Here is a 22104-nt window from a genome sequence, read left to right as displayed (position 1 = left end):
GTGGCTGTGGACAGTGACGAGTTCTTCGAGGTCGTCGGCGGGCTCGTCGACGTGACGCGCGCGGAGGGCGAGCAGTACAGCTCGTTCAGCGTGAGCGGCAAGCGGTTCGGCTACCACTGGCCGCGCACGCGCACGGTCGGCCTGAAGCAGACCGTGTCCGAACAACTCGCCCTCGTGGCCGAACGCCCGGACGTGTTCGAGCCGCAGTTCACCTCGGGCGGGTTCGGCTGGGTGGTCGTCCACCTCGACGGGATCGAGGTGGACGAACTCACGGAACTCGTGTTCGAGGCGTGGCGGCTGTCCGCGCCCGAGTCGCTCATCGCCGAGGTACCCGACCTGGCCCAGCGCTAGGAGCGCACCGACGTCGGTGCGCGGGACCGACTCCCGGCACGGGAATCGGCCACCGGTTCGTCCGGACCACGACCACCGACGAGGCTCTCGGTCCTCACCCGGCTCCTCGACGGTGGTGCCGGGCCGGGTCCGCACCTGGACACCGAGGCCACGCGCGGCGCAGGGGTCCACCAGGGCGGGCACACCCCCGGAGGTCACCGGCCCGACGACCTCGGCCGCCGCGATCGTCGGTGTGCCCGCGTCCCCGTGGGGAACGTCGAGCGGTCGTCGTCGAGCCACCGGGCGGTGGTGCGGCTGGCCGACCAGGTCCCAGGTCGAGCCGATCCGCCGCACCACCCGCCTGCCCGGTTCGGACCGGGGCCAGCCCGGATCGCCGGTCGTGGCGAAGTCCACCCGCGCCCGGTGCGTCCGGGTGGCGAGGTCGGCGGGTGGGGCGGTCGTGCCGAGCAGGGCGTTCGGCCCGTGCGGCGACGGCAGGTCGACGCGGTCGAAGACGAACGGCAGCTCCACCACGTGGCCCGCGCCGAACCGGCCGTCTAGGGCGTCGGACCGCCAGGTGAACTCGCGGACGAACGTCGGCGAGCCGGTCGCGGCGTGCGCGTCGGCCAGGCGCCGCGTTCCCGCGCCGAGCAGGCCCTCGCCCAGGACGGCGGTCCGCGGCTCCCACTCCGCGGCGTTCGGCCGCTCGGCCCGGTGCCGCCGCACCACGTCGTCCGGTCGCTCGTGGAAGCGGGCCGCGAGGGTCGGCACGTCCTCGGCGGGCCGCAGGTACAGGCTCCCCTCGTGGAGGTTGGTGCCGATGAGCAGGTCGATCCCGCCGCGCACGGCGTCGGCGGGCTGCTGGTCCAGCACCAGGCTGAACGGCGTGGTGCCTGCGTCCCGGACCTCCGTCCACGGCTCGTGCGGCCGGGGCGGGGCGAACCGCAGCGCGCTGACCGGGGGTGCCGCGTACGGCACACCGAGGAACTCCGTGCCGTGCGCGGCTCTCCGGCGGCGCACCGGCCCCGAGGTCGTGCGCACCACCGGGGTGCCCATCACGCGCCGTACCGCGGGAACGGGGCCCACCCGGAGATGGCGAACGAGGAACCCCGGTGCTCGACGGTGAACGCGCTGTGGCCGCTGATGTGCGCGGGCAGCACCAGCGCGCGCTGGTCGGCCGCCCAGGCGAGCAGGTGCCGCCGCGTCCGGCGCGACCCCGCGGCGTCCTCGCAGAAGCAGCTGTTGTGGTCGGGTTCGGCCACCTGCCACGGCGTGTGCACCAGGTCGCCCGCGAACAGCGCCTGCTCGCCGCCGGAGCGGAGCTTGAGCACGCTCGACCCCGGCGTGTGGCCGGGTGCGGCCTCCAGGGTCAGGTTCGCGTCGATCCGGTGCTCGTCCTCCCACAGCACCACCTGCCCGTTCGCGTGCACGGGCGCGACGCTGTCCTCGAACACGTTCTCGTTGACCCCGCCCGCGACCGCGGGGTTGTTCGCGGGGTTCCAGAACTCGAAGTCCGCCTTCGGCACCAGGTACGTGGCGTTCGGGAACGTCGGCTCCCACTCGCCGTCGCGCAGCCGGGTGTTCCAGCCGACGTGGTCGACGTGCAGGTGCGTGTTCACCACGACGTCCACGTCCTCCGGCCGCACGCCCGCCCGGTCGAGGTTCCCGAGGTAGTCGAGGTCCAGGTGGTCCCACCAGGCGACGGCGGGCCGCGACTTGTCGTTGCCGACGCCCGTGTCCACCAGGATCGTGCGGCCCCCGCTGCGCAGCAGCCACGTCTGCATCGCGACCTGCACGACGTTGTCGGCGGGGTTCAGGTGGTCCGGCACGAGCAGGTCGTGCCGGTCCCGCCACGCCTTCTCGGGCGAGCCGGGGAAGAACTGGTCCGGTGTCATGCCCACCGGCCCGTGCATCTCCTCCACGCGCGCCACCACGACGTCGCCCACCGTGATCTCGTCCACATCAGCCTCCGGATTTCGTTGTCCCACAACGAATCCTGAGGTTCCGGAGCGGCGTTATCCACACCCCGCGGGGGCTAGGCACGGCCGGGTCGGGGGACCTCCGCCTCCACGAACTCGCGGAACGCGCGGGCGGGCCGCCCGGTCACGCGGTCGACGGCGTCGGTGACCCGGTCCTCCGACCCGCCCCGGACGTCCTCGTCCAGCGCGGCGAGGAACGCGGCGAACTCGGCGGGCAGCCCCGACGCCGCGAGGTGCCGGGTGAGCTCCTCCGTGCTGAGCGACCGGTGCCGCACGGGGGTGCCGGTCCACTTCCCGATGATCTCGGCGGCCTCCGCGTAGCTCACCGCCTCCGGCCCCGTCAGCACGTGGTCGGTGTTGTGCGGCACGGCGTCGGTCAGCGCGTGCCCGGCGACGGCGGCGATGTCGCCCGCGTCGACGAACGCGACCCTGGCACCGCCCGTCGCGCTGACGATCTCCCCCGTCCGCACACCCGCTCCCACCTGGTGGGCACCGGTGAAGTTCTGCATGAACCAGGACGGCCGCAGCACCGTCCACTCCGGAACCTCGGCGCGGACGAGGGAGTGCAGCGCGCCGAGCGGCCGGTCGCCCTCCTCCATCGCCGACGAGCTGAGCAGCACCACGCGCCGCACCCCCGCCGCCAGCGCGTCGGCGAGGAACGGCTCCACCACCGGCACGGGGTCGACCACCCCGATGGGCGCGACCAGGTAGACGGCCGACGCCCCGGACAGCGCCGCCGCGTGGGTGGACCGGTCGGCCCAGTCGAAGCGGACCTGCCCGGCCTCCCGGGGCGTGCGCGTGGCCCGCCGGACCGGGGTACCTCGGCGCTGGAGGAACTCGACGACCCGCGAGCCGGTCGTGCCGGTCGCCCCGAGCACCAGGACCTCAGACATCGGCGTTCCCGGCGAACGCGCCCGCGGTCTCCCCGGCGCCGCTCAGGACGTCGGCGGCGGCGGCCGGGCTCCAGTAGTCGCGGTAGTGCCGGATCTCGCCGTCCCGCACGGTGATCACCGCGATGTACGACATCGAGTAGGCCTTGCCGGTCGGCACCACGACCCCGTTGGCCGTGAACTCCGCGACCACCACCTCCGGGTCGGTGGTCACGTGCACGACCGGCTCGGGGATCTCGCGGATGTCGAGCACGTCCGGGTACCCCTTCAGGTACTCCCGCACGGCCGCGCGACCGTCCAGCCGCCGAGGGGCACCGGGTTGGGCGAACGGGAACTCCAGCACGCCGTCCTCGGCCCACAGGTCCGCGAAGGCGGCCGTGTCGCCCTTCAGCAGCAGCTCCGTGGCGTGGGCGACGAGTTCCTGGGGTGTCATCTGACGATCTCCTAAATAGGACGAGACGGTAGCGTCCCGACCAACGTAGCACAGGACGGGACGGCACCGTCTCGTCGCTACACTCTTCGCATGACCCGTCGCGCGCCCACCGGGGCGGCCCTGCTGCAACCCGGTGTCACCAAGGCCATCACCGACGCCGTGCTGGCCGAGTGGGCCGAGCAGGGCTACGCGAGGCTGTCGATGGAGTCGGTCGCCAAGCGGGCGGGCGTGGGCAAGAGCGCGCTCTACCGCCGCTGGCCCTCCAAGCAGGAGATGGCGATGGCGGTGCTGGCCGACTTCAGCGTGGCGCTGGCCGCGACCCCGGACACCGGCTCACTGCGGGGAGACCTGCGCGAGGCGCTGGACAGCGTGCTCACCTGGCTGACCGACCCCAGCTTCTCCAGGATCATGCCCGACCTCGCGGCGGAGGCGACCCGCAACCCGGAGCTGTGCGCGTTCATGAAGAACATGATCGGCACACCGAGGCGCGAGCGCTCGGCCGTGATGCTGCACCGGGCGGTGGAGCGCGGCGAACTGCGCGCGGACGTGGACCTGGAACTGCTCCAGGACCTCCTGGCCGCGCCGGTCTACTGGCGCCTGAGCGTCCGGGGCTTCCCGGTGGAACCGACCTACCTGGACGACCTGACGGACCTGATCCTCCGCGCGGTCACAACCACCGGTTCCGCTTGAACGTCCGGTGCAGCACCAGGCACCCCACCGCCACGAACCCCAGCACCCCGTGGTACCCGTACTCCCACCCCAGCTCTGGCATGTGCTCGAAGTTCATCCCGTACAACCCGAACACCATCGTGGGCAGCGCGACGATGGCGGCCCACGACGTGATCTTCCGGACGTCGTCGTTCTGCCGCAGCGTGATCCTCGCCAGCGTCGCGTACAGCAGGCTCGTCAGCAGCTGGTCGAACGACTCGATCCGCTCCGACACCACGGCCAGCCGGTCGAGCAGGTCCCGGAACCCCTCCCGCACCTCCCCCACCACCTCCGGGCTCTCCACCGCTTCCCGCAGCACGACGGCCAGCGGCGTGACCGACCGGTTCAGCTCCACGACCTCGCGCTTCATCAGGTACATCTGCTCGGCCCCCACCAGCACGCCGGGCGCGAACACCAGCGCCTCGATCGCGTCGATGTCCCCCTCGAACGCCGACACGACCTCGACGTGGCTGTCCACCACGTGCCCCGCGACGGCGTGCAGCACGGCCGACGGCCCCAGCGCCAACCGCTCGGGCGAGGCCTCCAGCTCCTCCCGCAACCCGTGCAGGCTCGAATGGGCCCCGTGCCGGACGGTGATGACGAAGTCGTTCCCGAGGAACGCCATCACCTCGCCGGTCTCCACGATCTCCCCGCCACCGCCGGGTGCGGGGTGGGCGACGTGCCGCGCCGTCTTGAGCACCAGGAACGTGACGTCCCCGTACCGCGCCGCCTTCGGCCGCACGTACCCGGCCACGGCGTCGCGCACCGACCGCGCGGGCAGCCCGAACACCTCGGCGACCGACCGCACCTGCTCGGCCGTGGGCTCCAGCAGCCCGAGCCACACGAACCCGGTCCCCCGCCGGCGCACCTCGGCCGCCGCGCCCCGGTAGGTCCACTCCCCCGGCAGCCGCTCACCGTCGACGTAGACCGCGCACCCGACCACAGCGCCGCGCACCCCGTGCCCCTCGGCCGACGCGTCAGTCATGTGTTCCTCCCCCTCGCACCGCGATGCCGACCGCCATCCCACCGCACGGCCGATCCGCGGCTCCCGACGCCCCACGACACGGACGACCTCGACCGCCCGGACCCGCGGTTGTGGGAGACTCCGGCCATGTCGTCCATCCCCGAACGGATCGCCGCCGACCTCGAACAGGAGATCCTGGAGCGGCGGTTGGACTCGGGCGCGCGCTTCGCCCTCAGGACGGAGCTGATCGAGCGCTTCGGCGTCAGCGCCAACGCGATGAACGAGGCGCTGCGGATCCTGCGGGAGCGGGACGTGGTGCACGTCAAACCGGGCGCGCAGGGCGGGGTGTTCATCTCCCAGCCGCCCCCGCAGGTGCGGCTGGGCGTGATCGACCTGTGGTTCCGCGGTCTGCTCGTGGACGCCGTCGACCTCTTCGAGGCCAGGTCGCTGATGGAGGACGGCTTCGCGAGCACGGCGGCGGAACGGGCGACGCCGGAGGACGCGCGCGACCTCGCGTGGGCGCTGGAGGAGCTGCGGAACGCGCGGGAGGACGCGAGGGCCTACCTGGAGGCGAACATGCGCTTCCACAGCGCCGTCGCGAGGGCGGCGCGCGTGCCGGTGCTGGCGGGCATGTACGAGTCGATCGTGACCCTGGTGCGCGGCACGCTGGTCCGGGCCGAGTTCTCCGGCCCGGACGTGTGCGAGGTGATCGACCGCAACGTCGAGGTGCACGCGCGCCTGGCGAGGGCGATCACGACCCGCGACCACGGCGCGCTCGCCAAGGCGCTGGTGGAGCACCGGGCCGACCTGGTCCGGATCTCCGAGCCGTCGCGGTCACCGGGCCGCAGCGCCTGACCCCTCCGCCAGGAAGCCCTCCACGAGCGCGGCGAACCGCGCGCCGTGCTCGATCTGCACCCAGTGGCCGCACCGCGCGAACACGTGCAGCTGCGAGCGGTCGATGAGGTCGAGCAGCCGCAACGAGGTGGCCATCGGGATCACCCGGTCGTCGCGGCCGTGGACGATGAGCGTCTCGTGCGGCAGGGCCGCGATCACCTCCTCGTCGAGCGCCATCGCGTCGACGCCGTCCTGCCGGGGAGCGGGGAACATGCGGGAGTAGGCCTCGTGCACGCCGGGGCGGGTGGCCGCGTCGAGGCGCAGGCGCGCGAGGTCGTCGCCCACCGCGGCCCCGTCGTGGGTGAACACCCGCATGAGGTCGCGCATCGCGTCGAGCGACGGCTCGAACCCCCAGACGGCGTCGAGACCGGGCGTGAGGTCGAACGGGACGCCGACGCTGCCCATGAGGACGAGCCGGTCGACCCGCTCCGGGGCCCTGGCCGCCAGGCGCAGCGCCAGCGCGCCGCCGAAGCTGTTGCCCACCACGGAGACCACGGGCAGGTCCAGCGCGTCGAGGAAGCCGAGCAGGTGGTCGAGCCAGACGTCGGGGCCGTAGGCGACGTCCGGAGGTCGTTGCGTGTAGCCGAATCCGAGGACGTCGGGCGCGACGACGCGGTGGTGCCGGGACAGCTCGGGCAGCACGGTGCGCCAGTTCGCCCACGCCGAGACCCCTGGACCGGACCCGTGGACCAGCAGGACCGGCGGCCCTCCACCGAGGTCGTGGTAGTTGGTCGCCACGCCGCCGACGGCGACGGTCCGGCCGATCTCGTCGTTGTTCTCACCCATCGCTCGATAGTTCCACAAGAATCTGGAAGATTCTAGGAAGTTCAGACTTGAACAATCGGCAGAGCTGGTCATACACTTGCCGAACTAGTGGAACTTTGCGCAACAAGCGGTCGGGAGGCCAACGCGATGCCCAGCGTCACCGTGGTGCCGCACGACGTCCGCGCCGAGGCGCGGACCGGTGAGTCGGTGGTCGACGCGCTGCGCCGGGCGGGCTGGCGGAGCCCGTACCGGTGTCGGCGCGGGGGCTGCGGGGCGTGCAAGGCCCGGCTGGTCGAGGGGCGCGTGCGCTACGCGCACCCGGTCGCCGACTCGGTCCTCGACGCGGCCGAGCGGGCGGCGGGGCTGTGCCTGCCCTGCCGCGCCGAGCCCGTCACCGACGTCGTGGTCGACCTCGGTCCCGCACCGCTGCGCGCGGTTCTGGTCAGCACAGCGCTCGCGGACGAGGAAGGACGGTGACCATGGCGGTCATCAGGTTGGGGTACGTGCACGTGCGCGTCACGGATCTGGCGCAGGCGCGGCGGCACTACCGGGAGACGCTCGGGATGGACGTCGTGCACGAGGAGGGCGGCCGGGTCTACCTCAAGTCGTGGGACGAGGACGACCACCACTCGGTCGTCCTGGAGGAGGGCGGTGTCGGCCTGGTCAAGTTCGGCTACAAGGTCACCGGCGACGGCACGCTCGACGCGGTCGAGGACCGGGTGCGCGCGTTCGGCGCCACCTGCGAGCGGATGTCCGAGGGGGACAACGCGGGCGTGGGCGACGGGCTGCGCGTCACGCTGCCGTCCGACCACGTGCTGGAGCTCTACTCCGAGGTCGAGCACCTGGGCACGAAGGTCGGCAAGCTCAACCCCGACCCGTGGCCGCGGGGGCTGCGCGGGATCGGGGTGCCGCGGATCAACCACGCGCTCATCACCACCGAGGACCCGGCGCTGCTGGAGCGGTTCTTCCAGGAGGCGCTGGGGTTCCGGCCCGCCGAGCGGCTGGTGGCGGGCGACGAGGACTCCGACCTGGTCGGGTCGTGGATGTACTGCGGCGACCAGCCGCACGACATCGCGTTCGTCAAGGGCGCCAACGGGAAGCTGCACCACTTCGCCTACGAGGTAGACGACTGGAGCGCGCTGCTGCGGGCGGGCGACGTGATGTCGATGGACGACGTGCCGATCGACTTCGGGCCCACCCGGCACGGCATCACCCGCGGCGGGACGATCTACTTCTTCGACCCGTCCGGCAACCGCAACGAGGTCTTCTCCGGCGGTTACCGCACCGGGCCGGACTTCCGGCCGATCACCTGGACGATGGACCAGGCGGCGCGCGGCATCAACCACACCCACCGCGAGATCGACCAGGCGTTCCTGGAGGTCGTGACGTGATGGAGCGGCTGGCGGCCGACCTGCTCCTCGGCGCGCACCGCGACCGGGTGCCGTGCGCCCCGGTGCGCGACCTGATCGGCGCGGCCGACGTCGTCACCGCCTACGAGGTGCAGCGCCTGGTGACCGCCGCCCGGTGCTCAGCGGGGGCGGCGGTGGTGGGCCGCAAGATCGGTCTGACGTCCGAGGCCGTGCGGACGCAGCTCGGCGTGGACAGCCCCGACTTCGGGGTCCTCCTCGACGACATGGCGATGACCGAGGACTGGCCGATCCCCCTGGACCTGCTGCTGCAACCCCGGATCGAGGCCGAGGTCGCGTTCGTGCTGTCGGACGACGTGGACGACCCGGACGTGGACCTCGCCGGGGTCGTCGCCTACGCCTCGCCCGCGCTGGAGGTCGTGGACAGCCGGATCGCCGGGTGGGACATCACGCTCGGCGACACGATCGCGGACAACGCGTCCAGCGGGCTCTTCGTCCTCGGTCGCGCCAAGGTCCCGCTCGCCGAGTTCGACCCGGTCGCCACGCGCATGGTCATGACGCGGGGCGGCGAGGTGGTCTCGCGGGGCACCGGTGCCGACTGCCTCGGCGATCCGCTGGCGGCGCTGCGGTGGCTGGCGGTGACGGCCTGCGAGACCGGGTCGCCGCTGCTCGGCGGGCAGGTGGTGCTGTCGGGAGCGCTGGGTCCGATGGTCGCCGTCCGCGGCGGCGACGCCTTCCGGGCGCACCTGACCGGTCTCGGCGACGTCAGCGCCTCGTTCACGACGCGGGAGGACCGGGCATGAAGGTGGCCGTCATCGGCTCGGGCAACATCGGCACCGACCTCGTGGTGAAGGTGACCCGGCTGTCGAAGACCCTCGACGTGGGGGTGGTGGTCGGCATCGACGCCGCGTCGGAGGGTCTCGCCCGCGCCGCGCGGATGGGGGTCGCGACCACCCACCGCGGCGTCGAGGGGCTGCTGGCCGTGGACGGGTTCGCCGACATCGGGATCGTGTTCGACGCGACCTCCGCCGAGGCGCACCGCACCAACGCCCGGCTGCTCGCACCGCACGGCAAGAGGATGGTGGACCTCACGCCCGCCGCCCTCGGCCCGTTCGTGGTCCCGTCGGTCAACCTGGAGCAGCACCTCGACGCGGTCGACGTGAACATGGTGACGTGCGGGGGCCAGGCCACCATCCCGGTGGTCGCCGCCGTGTCCGGGGTGGTCCCCGTGCCGTACGCGGAGATCGTCGCCTCGATCGCGTCGCGGTCGGCCGGACCCGGCACCCGCGCGAACATCGACGAGTTCACCGAGACCACCGCGCGCGCGATCGAGGCCGTCGGCGGGGCCGCGCGCGGCAAGGCGATCATCGTCCTCACACCCGCGCAGCCGCCGCCGATGATGCGGGACACGGTGCTGTGCCTGGTGGACGCCCCCGACCCGAGCGCGCACGACGTGGTGCGCGCCGCGGTCGGCGCCATGGTCGAGCGGGTCGCCGCGTACGTGCCGGGGTACCGGCTCACGCGGCCGGTGCAGATCACCCCGGTCCCGGACGGGCAGCCCGTGCGCACGCTGACCGGCGGGGCGCGGGCGACCCACCAGGTGACGGTGTTCCTGGAGGTCGAGGGTGCCGCCCACCACCTCCCCGCCTACGCGGGCAACCTCGACATCATGACGTCGGCGGCGCTGCGGGTGGCCGAGCGGATGGCGGCGTCGTGACCGGGGTCTTCGTGCAGGACGTGACGCTGCGGGACGGGATGCACGCCGTGCGGCACCGGATGGACCCGGACGTGGTCGGGCGGGTCGCGGCGGCGCTGGACGCCGCCGGGGTCGACGGCATCGAGGTGTCGCACGGCGACGGCCTCGGCGGGAGCAGCCTCACCTACGGGCCGGGCAGCCACGGCGACCTGGAGTGGATCGAGGCCGCGGCGGCGAACGTCCGGCGCGCCAGGCTGACCACGCTGCTGCTGCCGGGGATCGGCACGGTGGCGCACCTGCGGGAGGCGCACGCGCTCGGCGTCCGGTCGGTGAGGGTGGCGACGCACTGCACGGAGGCCGACATCTCCGCGCAGCACATCGCGACCGCGCGCGAACTCGGCATGGACGTGGCGGGGTTCCTGATGATGAGCCACCTGACCTCCGCGCCGGAGCTCGCGGAGCAGGCGAGGCTGATGGAGTCCTACGGCGCGCACTGCGTGTACGTCACGGACTCCGGTGGCCGCCTGACGATGGACGGGGTCCGCGACCGGGTGCGCGCCTACCGCGAGGTGCTGCGCCCCGAGACGGAGATCGGCATCCACGCGCACGAGAACCTGTCGCTGTCGGTGGCGAACTCCGTGGTGGCGGTGCGGGAGGGCGCGTTCCGCGTGGACGCCTCGCTGGCCGGGCAGGGGGCAGGCGCGGGCAACTGCCCGGTCGAGGCGTTCGTCGCGGTCGCCGACCTGCACGGCTGGCGGCACGGCTGCGACCTGTTCGCGTTGCAGGACGCGGCGGACGACCTGGTGCGCCCGCTCCAGGACCGCCCGGTGCGGGTCGACCGCGAGACCCTCACCCTCGGGTACGCCGGCGTCTACGGCTCGTTCCTGCGGCACGCGGAGGCGGCGGCGCTGCTCCACGGCGTCGACACCCGCGCACTCCTGGTGGAGGTCGGCAGGCGCGGCCTGGTCGGCGGCCAGGAGGACATGATCGTGGACATCGCACTGGGCATGTCCACGTCCCCACGATGAACGGACACCGCACCATGCGCGCGATCGTGCTCGACGCCCCCGGCCCGCCGGAGGCGCTGGCCGTCCGGGAACTCCCGGTCCCCGAACCGGAACCCGGTCAGGTCCTCATCAGGGTCGAGGCGTTCGGCCTCAACCGGTCCGAACTGCACACCAGGCTCGGTCTCGCGGAGGGCGTCACGTTCCCCCGCGTGCTCGGCATCGAGGCGGCGGGCGTGGTGGAGCGCTGCCCCGGCGGCGAGTTCCCGGTGGGCGCGCAGGTGTTCGCGATGATGGGCGGCATGGGCCGCACGTTCGACGGCGGGTACGCCGAGTACACGTGCGTGCCCGCGACGCAGGTGCTCCGGTTCCGCAGCGACCTGCCGTGGTCGACGCTCGGGGCGGTGCCGGAGATGCTCCAGACAGCCCACGGCTCGATGACCGTCGGCCTCGGCGTCCGGGATGGACAGTCCATCCTGGTCAGGGGCGGCACGTCGTCGGTCGGCATGGCCGTGGCAGTGCTCGCCCAGCGGCGCGCCATGACCGTGTTCGCCACGACCAGGAACCCCGCCAAGGCTCGGGCGCTGACCGACCTCGGCGTGGACCACGTGCTCCTCGACGACGGCGACGTCGCCGCGCAGGTCCGCGCGGTGCTGCCGGAGGGCGTCGACACCGCCCTGGAACTCGTCGGCACGCCCACCCTCCCGGACACGCTGCGCGCGACGCGGGTGGGCGGGGTCGTGTGCTTCGCCGGGATGCTGTCGAACGAGTGGACGGTGCCGGACTTCTACCCCATCGGCTACCTGCCGCGGGGTGTGCGGCTCAGCGCGTACGGCGGCGACGCGAGCGACCTGCCTGCCGAGGTCCTCCAGGAGTTCCTGGACGCCGTCGCCGACGGCAGCGCCGTCGTCCCGGTCGACCGGGTGTACCCGTTCGACCGGATCGTGGAGGCCCACACCAGGATGGAGGCGGGCGAGGCGACCGGGAAGATCGTGGTCACGACCCGGTAGTCGGTCCATTCGAGACGAGTCGGGTTTCGGCGGCGGCGCGGGCGGCAACTCGCCGGGAGCAGTGGTCATCGCTCCAGGGAGGTACTCGTGAACGGCGGTTCCCGGTGGCACGTCGTCCCCACCAGCGCCCGCGCCTGCTGGCTCAGCCTGCTCGTGGGGGTCATCGTGACCGTCAGCACGACCGTGCGGATGGTCTCGGCGGGTGAGGCGGCCGTGCTGCCCGTCATCTCCCTCGTACTGGGTGTGCTGGTGATCGCCCTCGGCACCGCGGGCCTGGTGTCGCCGAGGCTGCGCGGCCGGTAGTCGAGCCGTCGGCGGTCGACCGCCGGTCCGGCACCGACGCCCAGAACGAGGTCAGCACCTCGGCGGCGCGGGCCGGGTCCTGGACCATCCACCAGTGCCCTAGCCCGTCGAGGACCCCCACCTCGGCCCCGGCCAGCGCCGCCGCCGCGCGGCGCTGGCCGTCCGTGCCGCCCAGGGTGTCGGCACCGGCCAGCACGGCGAGCCCCGGCCGTGCCGCCGCGGCGGGCAGGGTCCGGCCGAGGTCGGCCATCGCGGGCTGGGCGGAGGAGCGGTGGTGCGCCAGGACGGCGCGTCCCATCGCCGCGTCCTGCTCGGGCGCGATCCGCTCCGCCACGGCGCGGCTGATGCCCCGGCCGACGAGCGTCGCCACCCGGTCGGCCGCGGACGCGCCGAACCGCCGCGCCACGTCCACCTCGCCCACCCCGGCCGTCTGCCAGAGCCGGGCCAGGTAGTGCCAGGTGTAGTCGGGGTGGAACAGCCCGATCGCGTCGCTGGCCCAGCTGCGCAGCAGGTCCGGACGGCTCATGGCGACCCGGACCACGTGACCGCCGCCCAGGTCGTGCCCGACGAGGTCGACCGGACCCGCGAACGCCTCCAGTTCACCGACCAGCCAGCGGTGGTACTCCCCCGCCGTCGCGCCGAACCCGTCCGGCAGCGGTGCGCCGAACCCCGGTGGCGACAGGCACGTCACGTCGTCCCGGCCGAGTTCCGCCAGCAGCGGCCCCCACACCGCGGCCGTCTCGGGGTTGCCGTGCACGAACACCGCGTGCGCCACGCTCACCCCTCCCGCGGAACCGTCGCCTGGAGCACGGACTCCACCAGCGCCTCGTCGCGCAGGTGGGCGACCGCGAGGTACTCGGGGTCGCGCGCCATCTCGACGAACGCCCGCCTGCTCGGGTAGCGCACCAGGGCCACCGCGTCCCACGCCTGGCCCTCCTCGGCCACCAGGGCCGGGCCGCACTCGCCCAGGTAGTCCACCGACAGGCCGTACTTCGCGCCCATGCCCGCGGCCACCGCCTCGATGTAGCGCTGGTAGGTCTCGCGCCCGCCGTCGGGCTGGAAGCGCAGCAGGTTGAGCATCACCACGGGGCCGCCGGGGTCCTCGGCGAGCAGGACGTCCAGGGCGTGGTCGGTCAGGTCGTTCACGGGTTCTCCTCGGGTCTCCAGGGAGCGCCAGCCTCACATACTTGTCAACCAACACGCAAGTTAGTGCCCTACACTGGTGCCATGACCGTCGACAGCAGCACCGGAAGGCTGACCCAGCGGGAACGCCGCGAGCGGACCGAGTCCGCGCTGATCACCGCCGCCGCGGAACTCGTGGTCGAGTCCGGCCTGCGCTCGCTCACCCTCGCCGGGGTCGGCGAACGCGCCGGGTACAGCCGCGGGATCGTCAACCACCACTTCGGGTCGAAGCAGGCCCTGGTCGAGGCGCTCGCCCTAGCCACGCAGAGCGGCTTCGTGCCGGGCATGGACGGCCGCGAGCCGGGTCTGGACCGCCTGCTGGCGCTGGTCGACGGCTACGTGGGCAAGCTCGCCGAGGTGGGCGTGACCAACAGGGCGTTCCTGGTGCTGTGGGCCGAGGCGTCCACCGCGCCGGAACTCACCGAGACCTTCCGCCGGCGCGACGAGGCCTTCCGGAGCGACCTCCGCGCCGACGTCGCCGCCGGGATCGCGGCGGGCACGGTCCGCCCCGAGGCCGACCCGGACGACGTCGCCGTCGCGATCGTCGGACAGCTGCGGGGCATCGGTCTGCAACGCCTGCTCGACGGCGACGCCGTGAACACCGAACGACTGCGCCGCACCGTCGCGGACCACTGGCGCCGCGCACTGTCCACCGAGGACCCGACCCGACGGTGAGGGGACCCGCCGCCACGTCCGACGCGGCTGGGTGACGACCGTCAGCTGCCCTGGTTGCCGTCCTCGGACCTCCGGTGTCCCCGCTGGCGCCGGTGTCGTTCCCGGCGTTCCCGCTCGCGGCGGCCGTAGGTCGCGTTGCGGACGGTTTCCTCGTCCTCCAGGCTCGACCCGAGCGCACCGGCGACGATGCCGACCGAACTGCACAGCCACACCAGGTTCAGGTACGAACCGACACCGACCGGGTGGCCCAGGGTTTGGGCGAAGTAGCCGCTGTCGATCAGGACGCCCGCGGCGAGCAGCGCCAGCACGAACAGGATCGCGTACATGAACGCCACGCCGATCGCCAGCGTGGTCGCCGTGGAGACGTTGTACAGCAGCGCCTTGCGTCGCTCGCCAGCCTCGGAAGGCCGGTCCCAGAGGTGGTTGTACACCGTCAGCCAGACCGTCATGATCAGGATGGTGACCACCGTGATCGCGGCCAGCCGCAGCGGGGGCAGCGCGTCCGCCAGCTTCCAGAACGAACTGGTGATGATGCCGTAGGCGGCGGTCCCGGCCGCGGCCGCCGTGGCGCCCGCCAGGTGCGGGACCAGCCGCCACGGTCGGTTGTCCCGCACCATCCCGGCCAGCAGCCGCAGCCTGCCGCGCAGTCCGACCAGGGCGACGTGCGTCGCCGACGACTCGCGGTCATCGGGCAGCCGCTCCGTGGGGGCCAGCGCCTCGCGCAACCTCGCCGCCGCCCCCCGTCCGTCGTGGTCTCCGTCGATCCCGAGCCGTCGCGACACCAGCTGCCGCACCACTCGGACCAGCAACGCCCGCGCCCGCCGCCGCACCAGGACGGCCCCGAGCGCGGGCAGCGAGATCATCGCGACACCGTGGTCGACGTCGACGCTGGCGGCGACCGGTCGCGTTCCCGCGCGGCGGGGCAGATCGGTGACCAGGACCAGCAGGTCCCAGCCCCGGTCCTGCCGCCGCTGCCGCGACAGCGCGCGCATCGGGATGTCACCGTCTTCGTCCAGCGGGAGCTGGACCACCTCGTGCTCCACCCGCCACCGCGTCCGCCCGTCCACCCCGGTGGCGAGGATGCCGGGCAGCTCGTCGGCGATCATCGTGATCACCTGCTCCGGCAGTCCTTCGTCGGACAGCACTCCTACGGCTATCAGGTCTGGTTCGTGCACGGGGTCCACCTCGCTCGTCAGCGGCCGCCCGGCGACGTCGCGTGCGGTCGCCGGGCCGTCAGGGTGTGAGGACGACCCTCTCGCGGTCCTCCTGCTTGTTCTCGACCATCTCGAAACCGCGCTCCGCCTCGTCGAGCAGGCCGCCGATCACCGAGGCCACGCCGCCGCGGCGCGACGTGATCGCCTGGCGCGGCGCGTGCGGACGTCCGGTCTCCGACCGGACCCGCGCGTACCGCGCCTGCCCGCGAAACCACCGGTCAGGTGCGAGCTGCCGAACACCCGGCGACCGGGTGACCGACCACCTTCTCCGCGGTCCTCGGCGTCCGACAGCGGTGGCGCGGGCACTCCTCGCGCACCAGTTCGCCCCACCGGGCACCGTCGGACCGGACCACCTCGCCGGTTCCAGCACCCGCGTGGGCCTGCGTCCTCGGTCACGGCCACGAGTCCGGCTACCCTCCCGACGGTCCGGCCAACCCCCGCACGACGATGTCACCCGATCGCCGCTACACCTCCGACTCCGCAACGGCGGCCGCGGGCTCCTCGCGCGAGAACCTGCGCAACGTCGGGTTCAGGGTGGCGAACACCGTCAACACCGCCGTGCCCGCCGCGCACGTCAGGATCGCCTGCGTCGGCGTCAGCCACTCCACCAGCGCACCGCCCACCGCGGGTCCCGCGATGGCGGCGACGCCGAGCGCCACGCCCATGACGCTGCTCAGCCTGCCGCGCAGCTCGTCCGGCGTGAGCAGCAGCTGGTAGGTCGTGATGGTGGTGTTCGCCGTCGGGGCCAGGAACGCCGCCGCCGCGAACAGCACGCCCGTCGGGATGCCGGGGTCCACGACCAGAGCCAGCGGGATGAGAGCGGTGATCACCCAGAAGACCACGACGATCGACAGGTGCGGCCGGAGCGCGCGGTGCAGGCGGGGCGCCACGAGCGCGCCCAGGATGCCGCCCGCGCCGAGCATGGCGCCCATGACGCCGATCTCGCCCGCGGACACGCCCCGCTGGTGGGCGATGGCGATCATCAGCAGGTAGAACGCCTGGAAGAACAGGTTGAGGCCCACCGCGCAGAACGCCACCACCCGCACGACGGGCTGCGTCCACACCCACCGCAGCCCCTCGCCGACCTCTCGGTGGAAACGGCTCACCGGCGCGGGTTCCCGCTCGCGGGCGGGGATCCGGATGAACAGCAGCGACACGAACGTCGCCACGTGCGTCACCGCCTCCACCGCGAACGGCAGCCAGCGGCCGAACCCGAACAGCAGCCCGCCGAGCGCGGTGCCCGAGAGCTGGCCGAGGTAGCCGCGCGCCGCGTTCATGGCCACCGCGTCCGAGAGCTGCCGCTCGGGCACGATGGCGGGCAGCGCGGCCTCCTCCGCGGGCTCGGACAGCGCGCGGCAGACACCGAGCACGACGACGACCGCCACGACGTGCTCCACGCCCGCGACGCCCCACCACAGGCCCGCCACGAGGCAGCCCACGGCCACCGCCTGCACCGCTTCGCAGACCAGCATCACCGTCCTGCGGTTCCACCGGTCGACCAGCGCTCCGGCGGGCAGACCGACGACGAGCTGGGCCGCCGCGGCGACGCCCAGCACGAGGCCGGACGCCGCCGCGGAGTCGGTCAGCGTGAGCACCAGCAGCGGGAGCGCGATCATGGACGCGCTGGCGCCCGCCTCGGACAGCGCCTGCCCGACCCACAGCAGCCGGTAGTCGCGGTTGCGCGACAGCGACCCGGTCACCGGTCGCCCCGGCAGTCCGCGGCGATGCCGCGCAGCGCGTCGAGGAAGTCCTCCGCGACCCGCCGCACGGTGGCCTCCTCGTGCCGGTCCGGCTGGTAGTACCAGGTGAAGCGGAGTTCCCCGGCGGCGACACCGCCGACGACCTCCAGGAGGTGCGGTCCCCGGTCCGTCGGGTCGCCGTCCTGCCCGACGGGGTCGAGCACGTCCCGGTACAGCCCGCCGTCGGCGTGCTCCGCGGTGCTGCCCGACTGGCCGAGGTAGTTGAACACCACCTGCGGTCCCGGTCCGGCCAGTCGCCGCCGCGCCTCCGGCGGTCCGAGGTGGCGCAGCGCCCCGAACCCGAACCCGTTGCCGGGAACGGTGCGCAGCTGCCTCCGGACCGCCTTGACCAGGTCGCGCCACGCGGGCCGCTCCTGGTCGGGCACGGTGAGCCCGACCGGGTAGAGGGTGGTGAACCAGCCGACCGTGCGGGACAGGTCGGCGCCGAGGACGTCCTCGCGGCCGTGGCCCTCCATGTCGAGCGACACGGTCGGCCGCCCGGTGAACCGGGACAGGGCACGGGCCAGCGCGGCGAGCAGGACGTCGTTGACCCGCGTGCGGTAGGCGGTGGGGGCGTCGTGCAGGAGGGCGTCGGTGTCCTCCGCCCCCAGCACCACGTGCACCGTCGCCGCGGGCGTTCCCGGTGTCGGCCGCTCGTGGTCCACGGGCAGGGGCGCCGCGTCGAGCGCCGCCGCCCAGTGGTCCAGCTCGTGGTCCAGCGCTCCCCCGGCGGCGTGCCGGTCGAGCTTCTCCGCCCACTCGCGGAACGACGTCGACTTGGCGCCCAGCTCCACGTCCTCGCCGCGAGCGGCCTGCCGGTACGCGGTGTCGAGGTCGTCGAGCAGGATCCGCCACGACACGCCGTCCACGACGAGGTGGTGGGCGGCGAGGAACAGCAGCGGCGACGGCCTGTCGTCGGCGTGGAACAGCACGGCCCGCAGCAGCGGACCGGTGGCGAGGTCGAAGCCCGCGTGCACCTCGTCGGCGATCTTCACCAGGTGCGCCTGCCGCTCCGGTTCCGCGATCGGGGTGAGGTCGTGCCGCTCCAGCACGCCACCCGGCTCGACCGGGGCGTTGTGCTGGCGCCACTCGCCGTCGACGTGTGCGAAGCGCAGCCGCAGCGCGTCGTGGTGGGCGAGCACGGCGGTCAGCGCGCGGTCGAGCGCACCCTCGTCCAGGTCGGTGGTCAGCTCCAGCAGCATCGACTGGTTGAAGTGGTGCGGGGCGACCGCGCGGGTCTCGAAGAACCACCGCTGGATCGGGGTGAGCGGAACGTCGCCGACGACCTCCGCAGTGTCGGCGGGTCCGGTCTCGACCTCGGTCACGACCGGCGCGAGCGCCTCGATGGTCTGGTTGCGGAACAGGTTCTTGGTGGTCAGGGCGAGGCCCGCCTTCCGGGCGCGGGAGACGACCTGGATGACGAGGATGGAGTCGCCGCCCAGCTCGAAGAAGTTGTCCCGGACGCCCACGCGGTCGGCGCCCAGCACGCTCGCCCAGATCTCCGCGAGCGCCTCCTCCACGGGGGTTCGCGGCGGCACGTGGCCCGCCCCGTCCTCCGCGGTCGGCTCGGGAGCGGGCAGCGCTGCCCGGTCGAGCTTGCCGTTGGCCGTCACCGGCAGCGCGGGCAGCGGCACGAACGCCGAGGGCACCATGTACGCGGGCAGGTGCTCGCCGAGGAACGCGCGCAGGTCGGCGGCCCGCTGGTGCTCGTCGGTGACGACGTAGGCGACCAGGCGGGCGTGGCCCTGGCCGGTGTCCCTGGCCACCACGGCGGCCTCGGTCACCGAGGGGTGCCGGAGCAGCGCGGACTCGACCTCGCCCGGTTCGACGCGGTGCCCGCGGATCTTGACCTGGTCGTCGATCCGGCCGAGGTACTCGATCCGGCCGTCGCCGAGCCTGCGGACCAGGTCGCCGGAGCGGTACATCCGCTCCCCCGGCGCACCGAACGGGCAGGCGACGAACAGCGCCGCCGTCAGGCCGGGCCGGTTGAGGTACCCCCTGGCCAGCCCGCTCCCGGCGATGCACAGTTCGCCGGGCACCCCGACGGGCACCGGGCGCAGCTGGGCGTCCACGACGTAGAGGCGGGTGTTCCAGGCCGGGTGGCCGATCGGCACGGGTCCGGGGTCCAGCGGCGCTCCGGGTTCGATCCGCTGCTCCATGCAGCCCACGGTCGTCTCGGTGGGGCCGTACTCGTTGATCACCGTGGCGGTGGGGTTGGCCCGCCGCCACTCGTCCACCGCCGCGCCGAGCAGCTGCTCCCCGCCGACGACCAGGTCGGAGGTCGGCGAGAGGTCCGGGGAGACGGTGCCCAGCAGGGTCAGGTGGCTGGGGGTGGCCTTGAGGAACGCGGCCCGCTCCGCCGGTGCGGCGTCCTCGTCCAGGTCGTCGACCGCGATCCGGCCGCCGACCAGCAGCGGACCCAGCAGGGTGGTGACGGTGAGGTCGAACGAGACCGGCGAGTGCAGGACCGCCGAGCCCCGCAGACCGGGGTAGACCTCGCAGGCCCACGCGAGGTAGTTGACCACCGACCGGTGTTCGACCACCACGCCCTTGGGGCGGCCGGTGGACCCGGAGGTGTAGATCACGTACGCCGGGTCGTGCGGGGTCAGCGGTCCGGTCCGGTCGTGGTCACCGGGGTTCTCGGCCGAGCGGCCGTCGGTGGCGCGCAGCGGTTCCGGGTCGTCCAGCACCAGGACCGGGCGGGCGTCGTCGAGCACGAACGCGACCCGGTCCTCGGGCTGGTCCGGCTCGACCGGCACGTACGCGGCGCCCGACTTGAGGACCGCGAGCACCGCAACGACCAGGTCGGCGGAGCGCGGGAGGGAGATGGCGACGTAGCGGCCGGGGCCGACGCCGCGCGCGATCAGCGCGTGCGCCGCGTGGTTGGCGCGGGCGTTGAGGTCCGCGTAGGTCAGGGATTCGTCGCCGTCCACCAGCGCGACGGCGTCCGGCGTCCGCGCCACCTGTGCCTCGACCAACGCCGGCAGGGTGGCGTCCGGCACGGCGTGGGCGCTGTCGTTCCACGCGTGCAGCACGTGCCGCCGCTCGTCGGCGTCCATCAGCGGCAGGTCGGCGAGCGGCCGGTCGGGATCGGCGACCACGCCGCCGAGCAGGACGCCGAGGTGTCCGGCCATCCGCTCGACCGTCGCGGCGTCGAACAGGTCGGTGTTGTAGTTGACCGCTCCGTGCAGGGCGTCCTCGGTCTCCTGGAACTCCACGGTGAGGTCGAAGTTGGACGCCACCACCGGCAGCGGCAGGTCCTCGACGCTCAGGCCGGGCAGGTCCGGTGCGGGTTCCGGGGTGTTCTGGAGGACCACCATCGCCTGGAACAGCGGGGTGCGGCTGGTGTCGCGCTCGGGTCGCAGCTCGTCCACCACGCGCTCGAACGGCACGTCCTGGTGCGCGAACGCGTCCAGGGCGGTGGCCCGCACGTCGGCGAGGAACTCGCGGAACGTGCGGTCGCCGTCCACGGTGGACCGCAGGACCAGGGTGTTGACGAAGAACCCGACCAGACCGGCCAGGTCGGCGCGTTCCCGGCCGGAGGCCACGGTGCCCACCGCGACGTCGTCCTGCCGCGACCAGCGGGCGAACAACACCTGGCACGCGGCGACCAGCGCCATGAACAGGGTGCCGTCCTGCTGCCGGGCCAGGGTCTTGAGCCCGCGCGCGACCTCGGCGGGAACGGTGAACACGTGGATCGCGCCGTGGTTGGTGCGCTCCGCGGGCCGGGGCCGGTCGGTCGGCAGCTCCAGCGGCGGAACGCCGGTGAGGCGGTCCCGCCAGTACGAGAGCTGCTCGTCGAGCAGCGGTCCGGTCAGCCGTTCCCGCTGCCACACGGCGAAGTCCGCGTACTGCACCGGCAGTTCGGGCAGCGTCGGGTCCTCGCCCGCCCGCAGCGCGCGGTACAGCGCGTTCAGCTCGCTGGTCAGCACGCCGTTGGACCAGCCGTCGGTGATGATGTGGTGCGCCAGCAGGAGGAGCACGTGGTCGTCGGCGGCGACGCGCAGCAGCAGCGGGCGCAGCAGCGGACCGCGGCCGAGGTCGAACGGCCGGGTGCTCTCCCGTTCCAGCGCCTCCGCCAGCCCGTCCTCGCCCCCCGCCACGTCCAGCACCGGCAGCTCGACGTCGTGCGGCGGGTTGACGACCTGGACCCCGTGCCCCTCCACGGCGTCGAACGTGGTGCGCAGCGACTCGTGCCGCGCCACCAGAAGGGTCAGGGCCGTGCGCAGCGCCTCGACGTCGAGGGCGCCGCGCAGCCGCAGCAGCGACGGCGACAGGTAGTCGGTGCTCCCCGGCTCGAACTGGTCGAGGAACCACAGCCGCTGCTGGGCGAACGACAGCGGCAGGACACCGCCACGGGGAACGCGCGGGATCACGTCCTCGCCCGCGCCGGTCTCGGCGGCGACGGCCTCGACCAGCCGGGCGACCGTGGGCGAGCTGAACAGCACCCGCGGCGACACGGGGGCGTCCAGTTCGGCGCGCAGCCGGGACACGACCCGGATGCTGAGGATGGAGTCGCCGCCCAGCTCGAAGAAGTTGTCGTCGAGCCCGACGCGCGGCACCCCGAGCACGTCCGCCCAGATGCGGCAGACCCGGTGCTCGACCGGTGTGCGCGGAGCGCGGTAGGTCGCGGCGTCGGCCGCCAGGTCGGGTGCGGGCAGGGCCCTGCGGTCGACCTTCCCGTTGGAGGTGACCGGAAGGGCGTCCAGTCCGACGAACGCCGACGGCACCAGGTAGTCCGGCAGCCGCTCGGCCAGCCACGACCGCAGGTCCGTCGTCGCGGCGGGCACGACGTAGGCGACCAGCCGCCGGTGGCCGTCGTCCTGCCGGGCGACGACCACGGCTTCGCGGACGTCGGGGTGGCGGAGCAGGGTCGCCTCCACCTCACCCGGCTCGATGCGGAAGCCGCGGATCTTGACCTGGTCGTCGGTCCGGCCCAGGTAGTCCAGCG

At 73.5% G+C, this 22104-nt stretch carries 21 protein-coding genes and 1 pseudogene; 11 read left to right on the top strand and 11 right to left on the bottom strand.

Annotated features, from left to right (window positions below; all coding sequences use genetic code 11):
• Complete coding sequence (locus VFZ92_RS06330) at positions 1-351, top strand: MmcQ/YjbR family DNA-binding protein (protein ID WP_330874934.1); 351 nt, start codon at positions 1-3, stop codon at positions 349-351.
• Positions 352-1227: 876 nt separating this feature from the next.
• Here VFZ92_RS06330 and VFZ92_RS06325 read toward each other — a convergent pair.
• The 4 genes and pseudogenes from VFZ92_RS06325 to VFZ92_RS06310 all read right to left on the bottom strand — a co-directional run.
• Positions 1228-1386: pseudogene (locus tag VFZ92_RS06325) on the bottom strand (carboxylesterase family protein); the annotation flags it as partial.
• A complete protein-coding gene (locus VFZ92_RS06320) occupies positions 1386-2291 on the bottom strand; it encodes an MBL fold metallo-hydrolase (RefSeq protein ID WP_330874835.1) in 906 nt (301 codons plus the stop codon). The gene VFZ92_RS06320 and the pseudogene VFZ92_RS06325, both read right to left, overlap by 1 nt.
• Positions 2292-2365: 74 nt before the next feature.
• Entirely contained in the window at positions 2366-3202 is an 837-nt protein-coding gene (locus VFZ92_RS06315) for an NmrA family NAD(P)-binding protein (protein WP_330874834.1), read from the bottom strand.
• Positions 3195-3632 (bottom strand): nuclear transport factor 2 family protein, encoded by a 438-nt coding sequence (locus VFZ92_RS06310; protein ID WP_330874833.1) that lies wholly within the window; start codon positions 3630-3632, stop codon positions 3195-3197. Before VFZ92_RS06310 ends, VFZ92_RS06315 begins: the two co-directional genes overlap by 8 nt.
• A gap of 90 nt (positions 3633-3722) precedes the next feature.
• Between VFZ92_RS06310 and VFZ92_RS06305 the strand changes: the two genes are divergently transcribed.
• Positions 3723-4322: a TetR/AcrR family transcriptional regulator gene (locus VFZ92_RS06305; RefSeq protein ID WP_330874832.1), complete on the top strand. Its 600-nt coding sequence runs from the start codon at positions 3723-3725 to the stop codon at positions 4320-4322.
• Here VFZ92_RS06305 and VFZ92_RS06300 read toward each other — a convergent pair.
• Entirely contained in the window at positions 4300-5325 is a 1026-nt protein-coding gene (locus VFZ92_RS06300) for a magnesium and cobalt transport protein CorA (protein WP_330874831.1), read from the bottom strand. The two genes, VFZ92_RS06305 and VFZ92_RS06300, sit on opposite strands and share 23 nt — an antisense overlap.
• Positions 5326-5451: 126 nt before the next feature.
• Between VFZ92_RS06300 and VFZ92_RS06295 the strand changes: the two genes are divergently transcribed.
• On the top strand, positions 5452-6159 hold the full coding sequence (locus VFZ92_RS06295; protein WP_330874830.1) for a FadR/GntR family transcriptional regulator: 708 nt from the start codon (positions 5452-5454) through the stop codon (positions 6157-6159).
• On the opposite strand, the gene VFZ92_RS06290 is transcribed toward VFZ92_RS06295, so the two are convergent.
• Positions 6139-6984 (bottom strand): alpha/beta hydrolase, encoded by an 846-nt coding sequence (locus tag VFZ92_RS06290; RefSeq protein ID WP_330874829.1) that lies wholly within the window; start codon positions 6982-6984, stop codon positions 6139-6141. The two genes, VFZ92_RS06295 and VFZ92_RS06290, sit on opposite strands and share 21 nt — an antisense overlap.
• A gap of 126 nt (positions 6985-7110) precedes the next feature.
• Here VFZ92_RS06290 and VFZ92_RS06285 point away from each other — a divergent pair, with 126 nt between their 5' ends.
• From VFZ92_RS06285 to VFZ92_RS06255, 7 genes are all read left to right on the top strand, one after another.
• Positions 7111-7440, top strand: coding sequence for a 2Fe-2S iron-sulfur cluster-binding protein (locus VFZ92_RS06285; protein WP_330874828.1), 330 nt, complete (start codon positions 7111-7113; stop codon positions 7438-7440).
• 2 nt (positions 7441-7442) lie between these two features.
• Complete coding sequence (locus VFZ92_RS06280; protein WP_330874827.1) at positions 7443-8354, top strand: catechol 2,3-dioxygenase; 912 nt, start codon at positions 7443-7445, stop codon at positions 8352-8354.
• Complete coding sequence (locus VFZ92_RS06275) at positions 8354-9133, top strand: 2-keto-4-pentenoate hydratase (protein ID WP_330874933.1); 780 nt, start codon at positions 8354-8356, stop codon at positions 9131-9133. The genes VFZ92_RS06280 and VFZ92_RS06275 overlap by 1 nt, the downstream gene beginning before the upstream one ends.
• Entirely contained in the window at positions 9130-10047 is a 918-nt protein-coding gene (locus tag VFZ92_RS06270) for an acetaldehyde dehydrogenase (acetylating) (RefSeq protein WP_330874826.1), read from the top strand. The genes VFZ92_RS06275 and VFZ92_RS06270 overlap by 4 nt, the downstream gene beginning before the upstream one ends.
• Positions 10044-11054: a 4-hydroxy-2-oxovalerate aldolase gene (dmpG, locus tag VFZ92_RS06265; RefSeq protein ID WP_330874825.1), complete on the top strand. Its 1011-nt coding sequence runs from the start codon at positions 10044-10046 to the stop codon at positions 11052-11054. Before VFZ92_RS06270 ends, dmpG begins: the two co-directional genes overlap by 4 nt.
• A gap of 14 nt (positions 11055-11068) precedes the next feature.
• Positions 11069-12040 carry a zinc-binding alcohol dehydrogenase family protein gene (locus tag VFZ92_RS06260; RefSeq protein WP_330874932.1) on the top strand — a complete coding sequence of 324 codons (972 nt, stop codon included), beginning with the start codon at positions 11069-11071 and terminating at the stop codon, positions 12038-12040.
• A gap of 87 nt (positions 12041-12127) precedes the next feature.
• Complete coding sequence (locus VFZ92_RS06255) at positions 12128-12343, top strand: hypothetical protein (RefSeq protein ID WP_330874824.1); 216 nt, start codon at positions 12128-12130, stop codon at positions 12341-12343.
• On the opposite strand, the gene VFZ92_RS06250 is transcribed toward VFZ92_RS06255, so the two are convergent.
• Both VFZ92_RS06250 and VFZ92_RS06245 read right to left on the bottom strand, forming a co-directional pair.
• Positions 12264-13124, bottom strand: a complete 861-nt coding sequence (locus VFZ92_RS06250; RefSeq protein WP_330874823.1) for an alpha/beta hydrolase — start codon at positions 13122-13124, stop codon at positions 12264-12266. The two genes, VFZ92_RS06255 and VFZ92_RS06250, sit on opposite strands and share 80 nt — an antisense overlap.
• Positions 13121-13489: a DUF1330 domain-containing protein gene (locus tag VFZ92_RS06245; protein ID WP_330874822.1), complete on the bottom strand. Its 369-nt coding sequence runs from the start codon at positions 13487-13489 to the stop codon at positions 13121-13123. The genes VFZ92_RS06250 and VFZ92_RS06245 overlap by 4 nt, the downstream gene beginning before the upstream one ends.
• A gap of 81 nt (positions 13490-13570) precedes the next feature.
• Between VFZ92_RS06245 and VFZ92_RS06240 the strand changes: the two genes are divergently transcribed.
• Complete coding sequence (locus VFZ92_RS06240; RefSeq protein ID WP_330874821.1) at positions 13571-14200, top strand: TetR/AcrR family transcriptional regulator; 630 nt, start codon at positions 13571-13573, stop codon at positions 14198-14200.
• Between the two features lie 41 nt (positions 14201-14241).
• On the opposite strand, the gene VFZ92_RS06235 is transcribed toward VFZ92_RS06240, so the two are convergent.
• The 3 genes from VFZ92_RS06235 to VFZ92_RS06225 all read right to left on the bottom strand — a co-directional run.
• Complete coding sequence (locus VFZ92_RS06235; RefSeq protein ID WP_330874820.1) at positions 14242-15375, bottom strand: hypothetical protein; 1134 nt, start codon at positions 15373-15375, stop codon at positions 14242-14244.
• A 503-nt stretch (positions 15376-15878) separates the two neighbouring features.
• On the bottom strand, positions 15879-17114 hold the full coding sequence (locus VFZ92_RS06230; RefSeq protein WP_330874819.1) for an MFS transporter: 1236 nt from the start codon (positions 17112-17114) through the stop codon (positions 15879-15881).
• Positions 17111-22104: amino acid adenylation domain-containing protein (locus VFZ92_RS06225; protein ID WP_330874818.1), on the bottom strand; the 4994-nt coding region annotated here is incomplete at its 5' end. The genes VFZ92_RS06230 and VFZ92_RS06225, both read right to left, overlap by 4 nt.

This window comes from Umezawaea sp. (genome assembly GCF_036375055.1).
In the GTDB taxonomy this organism is placed as follows: domain Bacteria; phylum Actinomycetota; class Actinomycetes; order Mycobacteriales; family Pseudonocardiaceae; genus Umezawaea.
The sequence above is the reverse complement of the archived record's forward strand: the minus strand, read 5'-3'. Positions and strand labels throughout refer to the sequence as shown.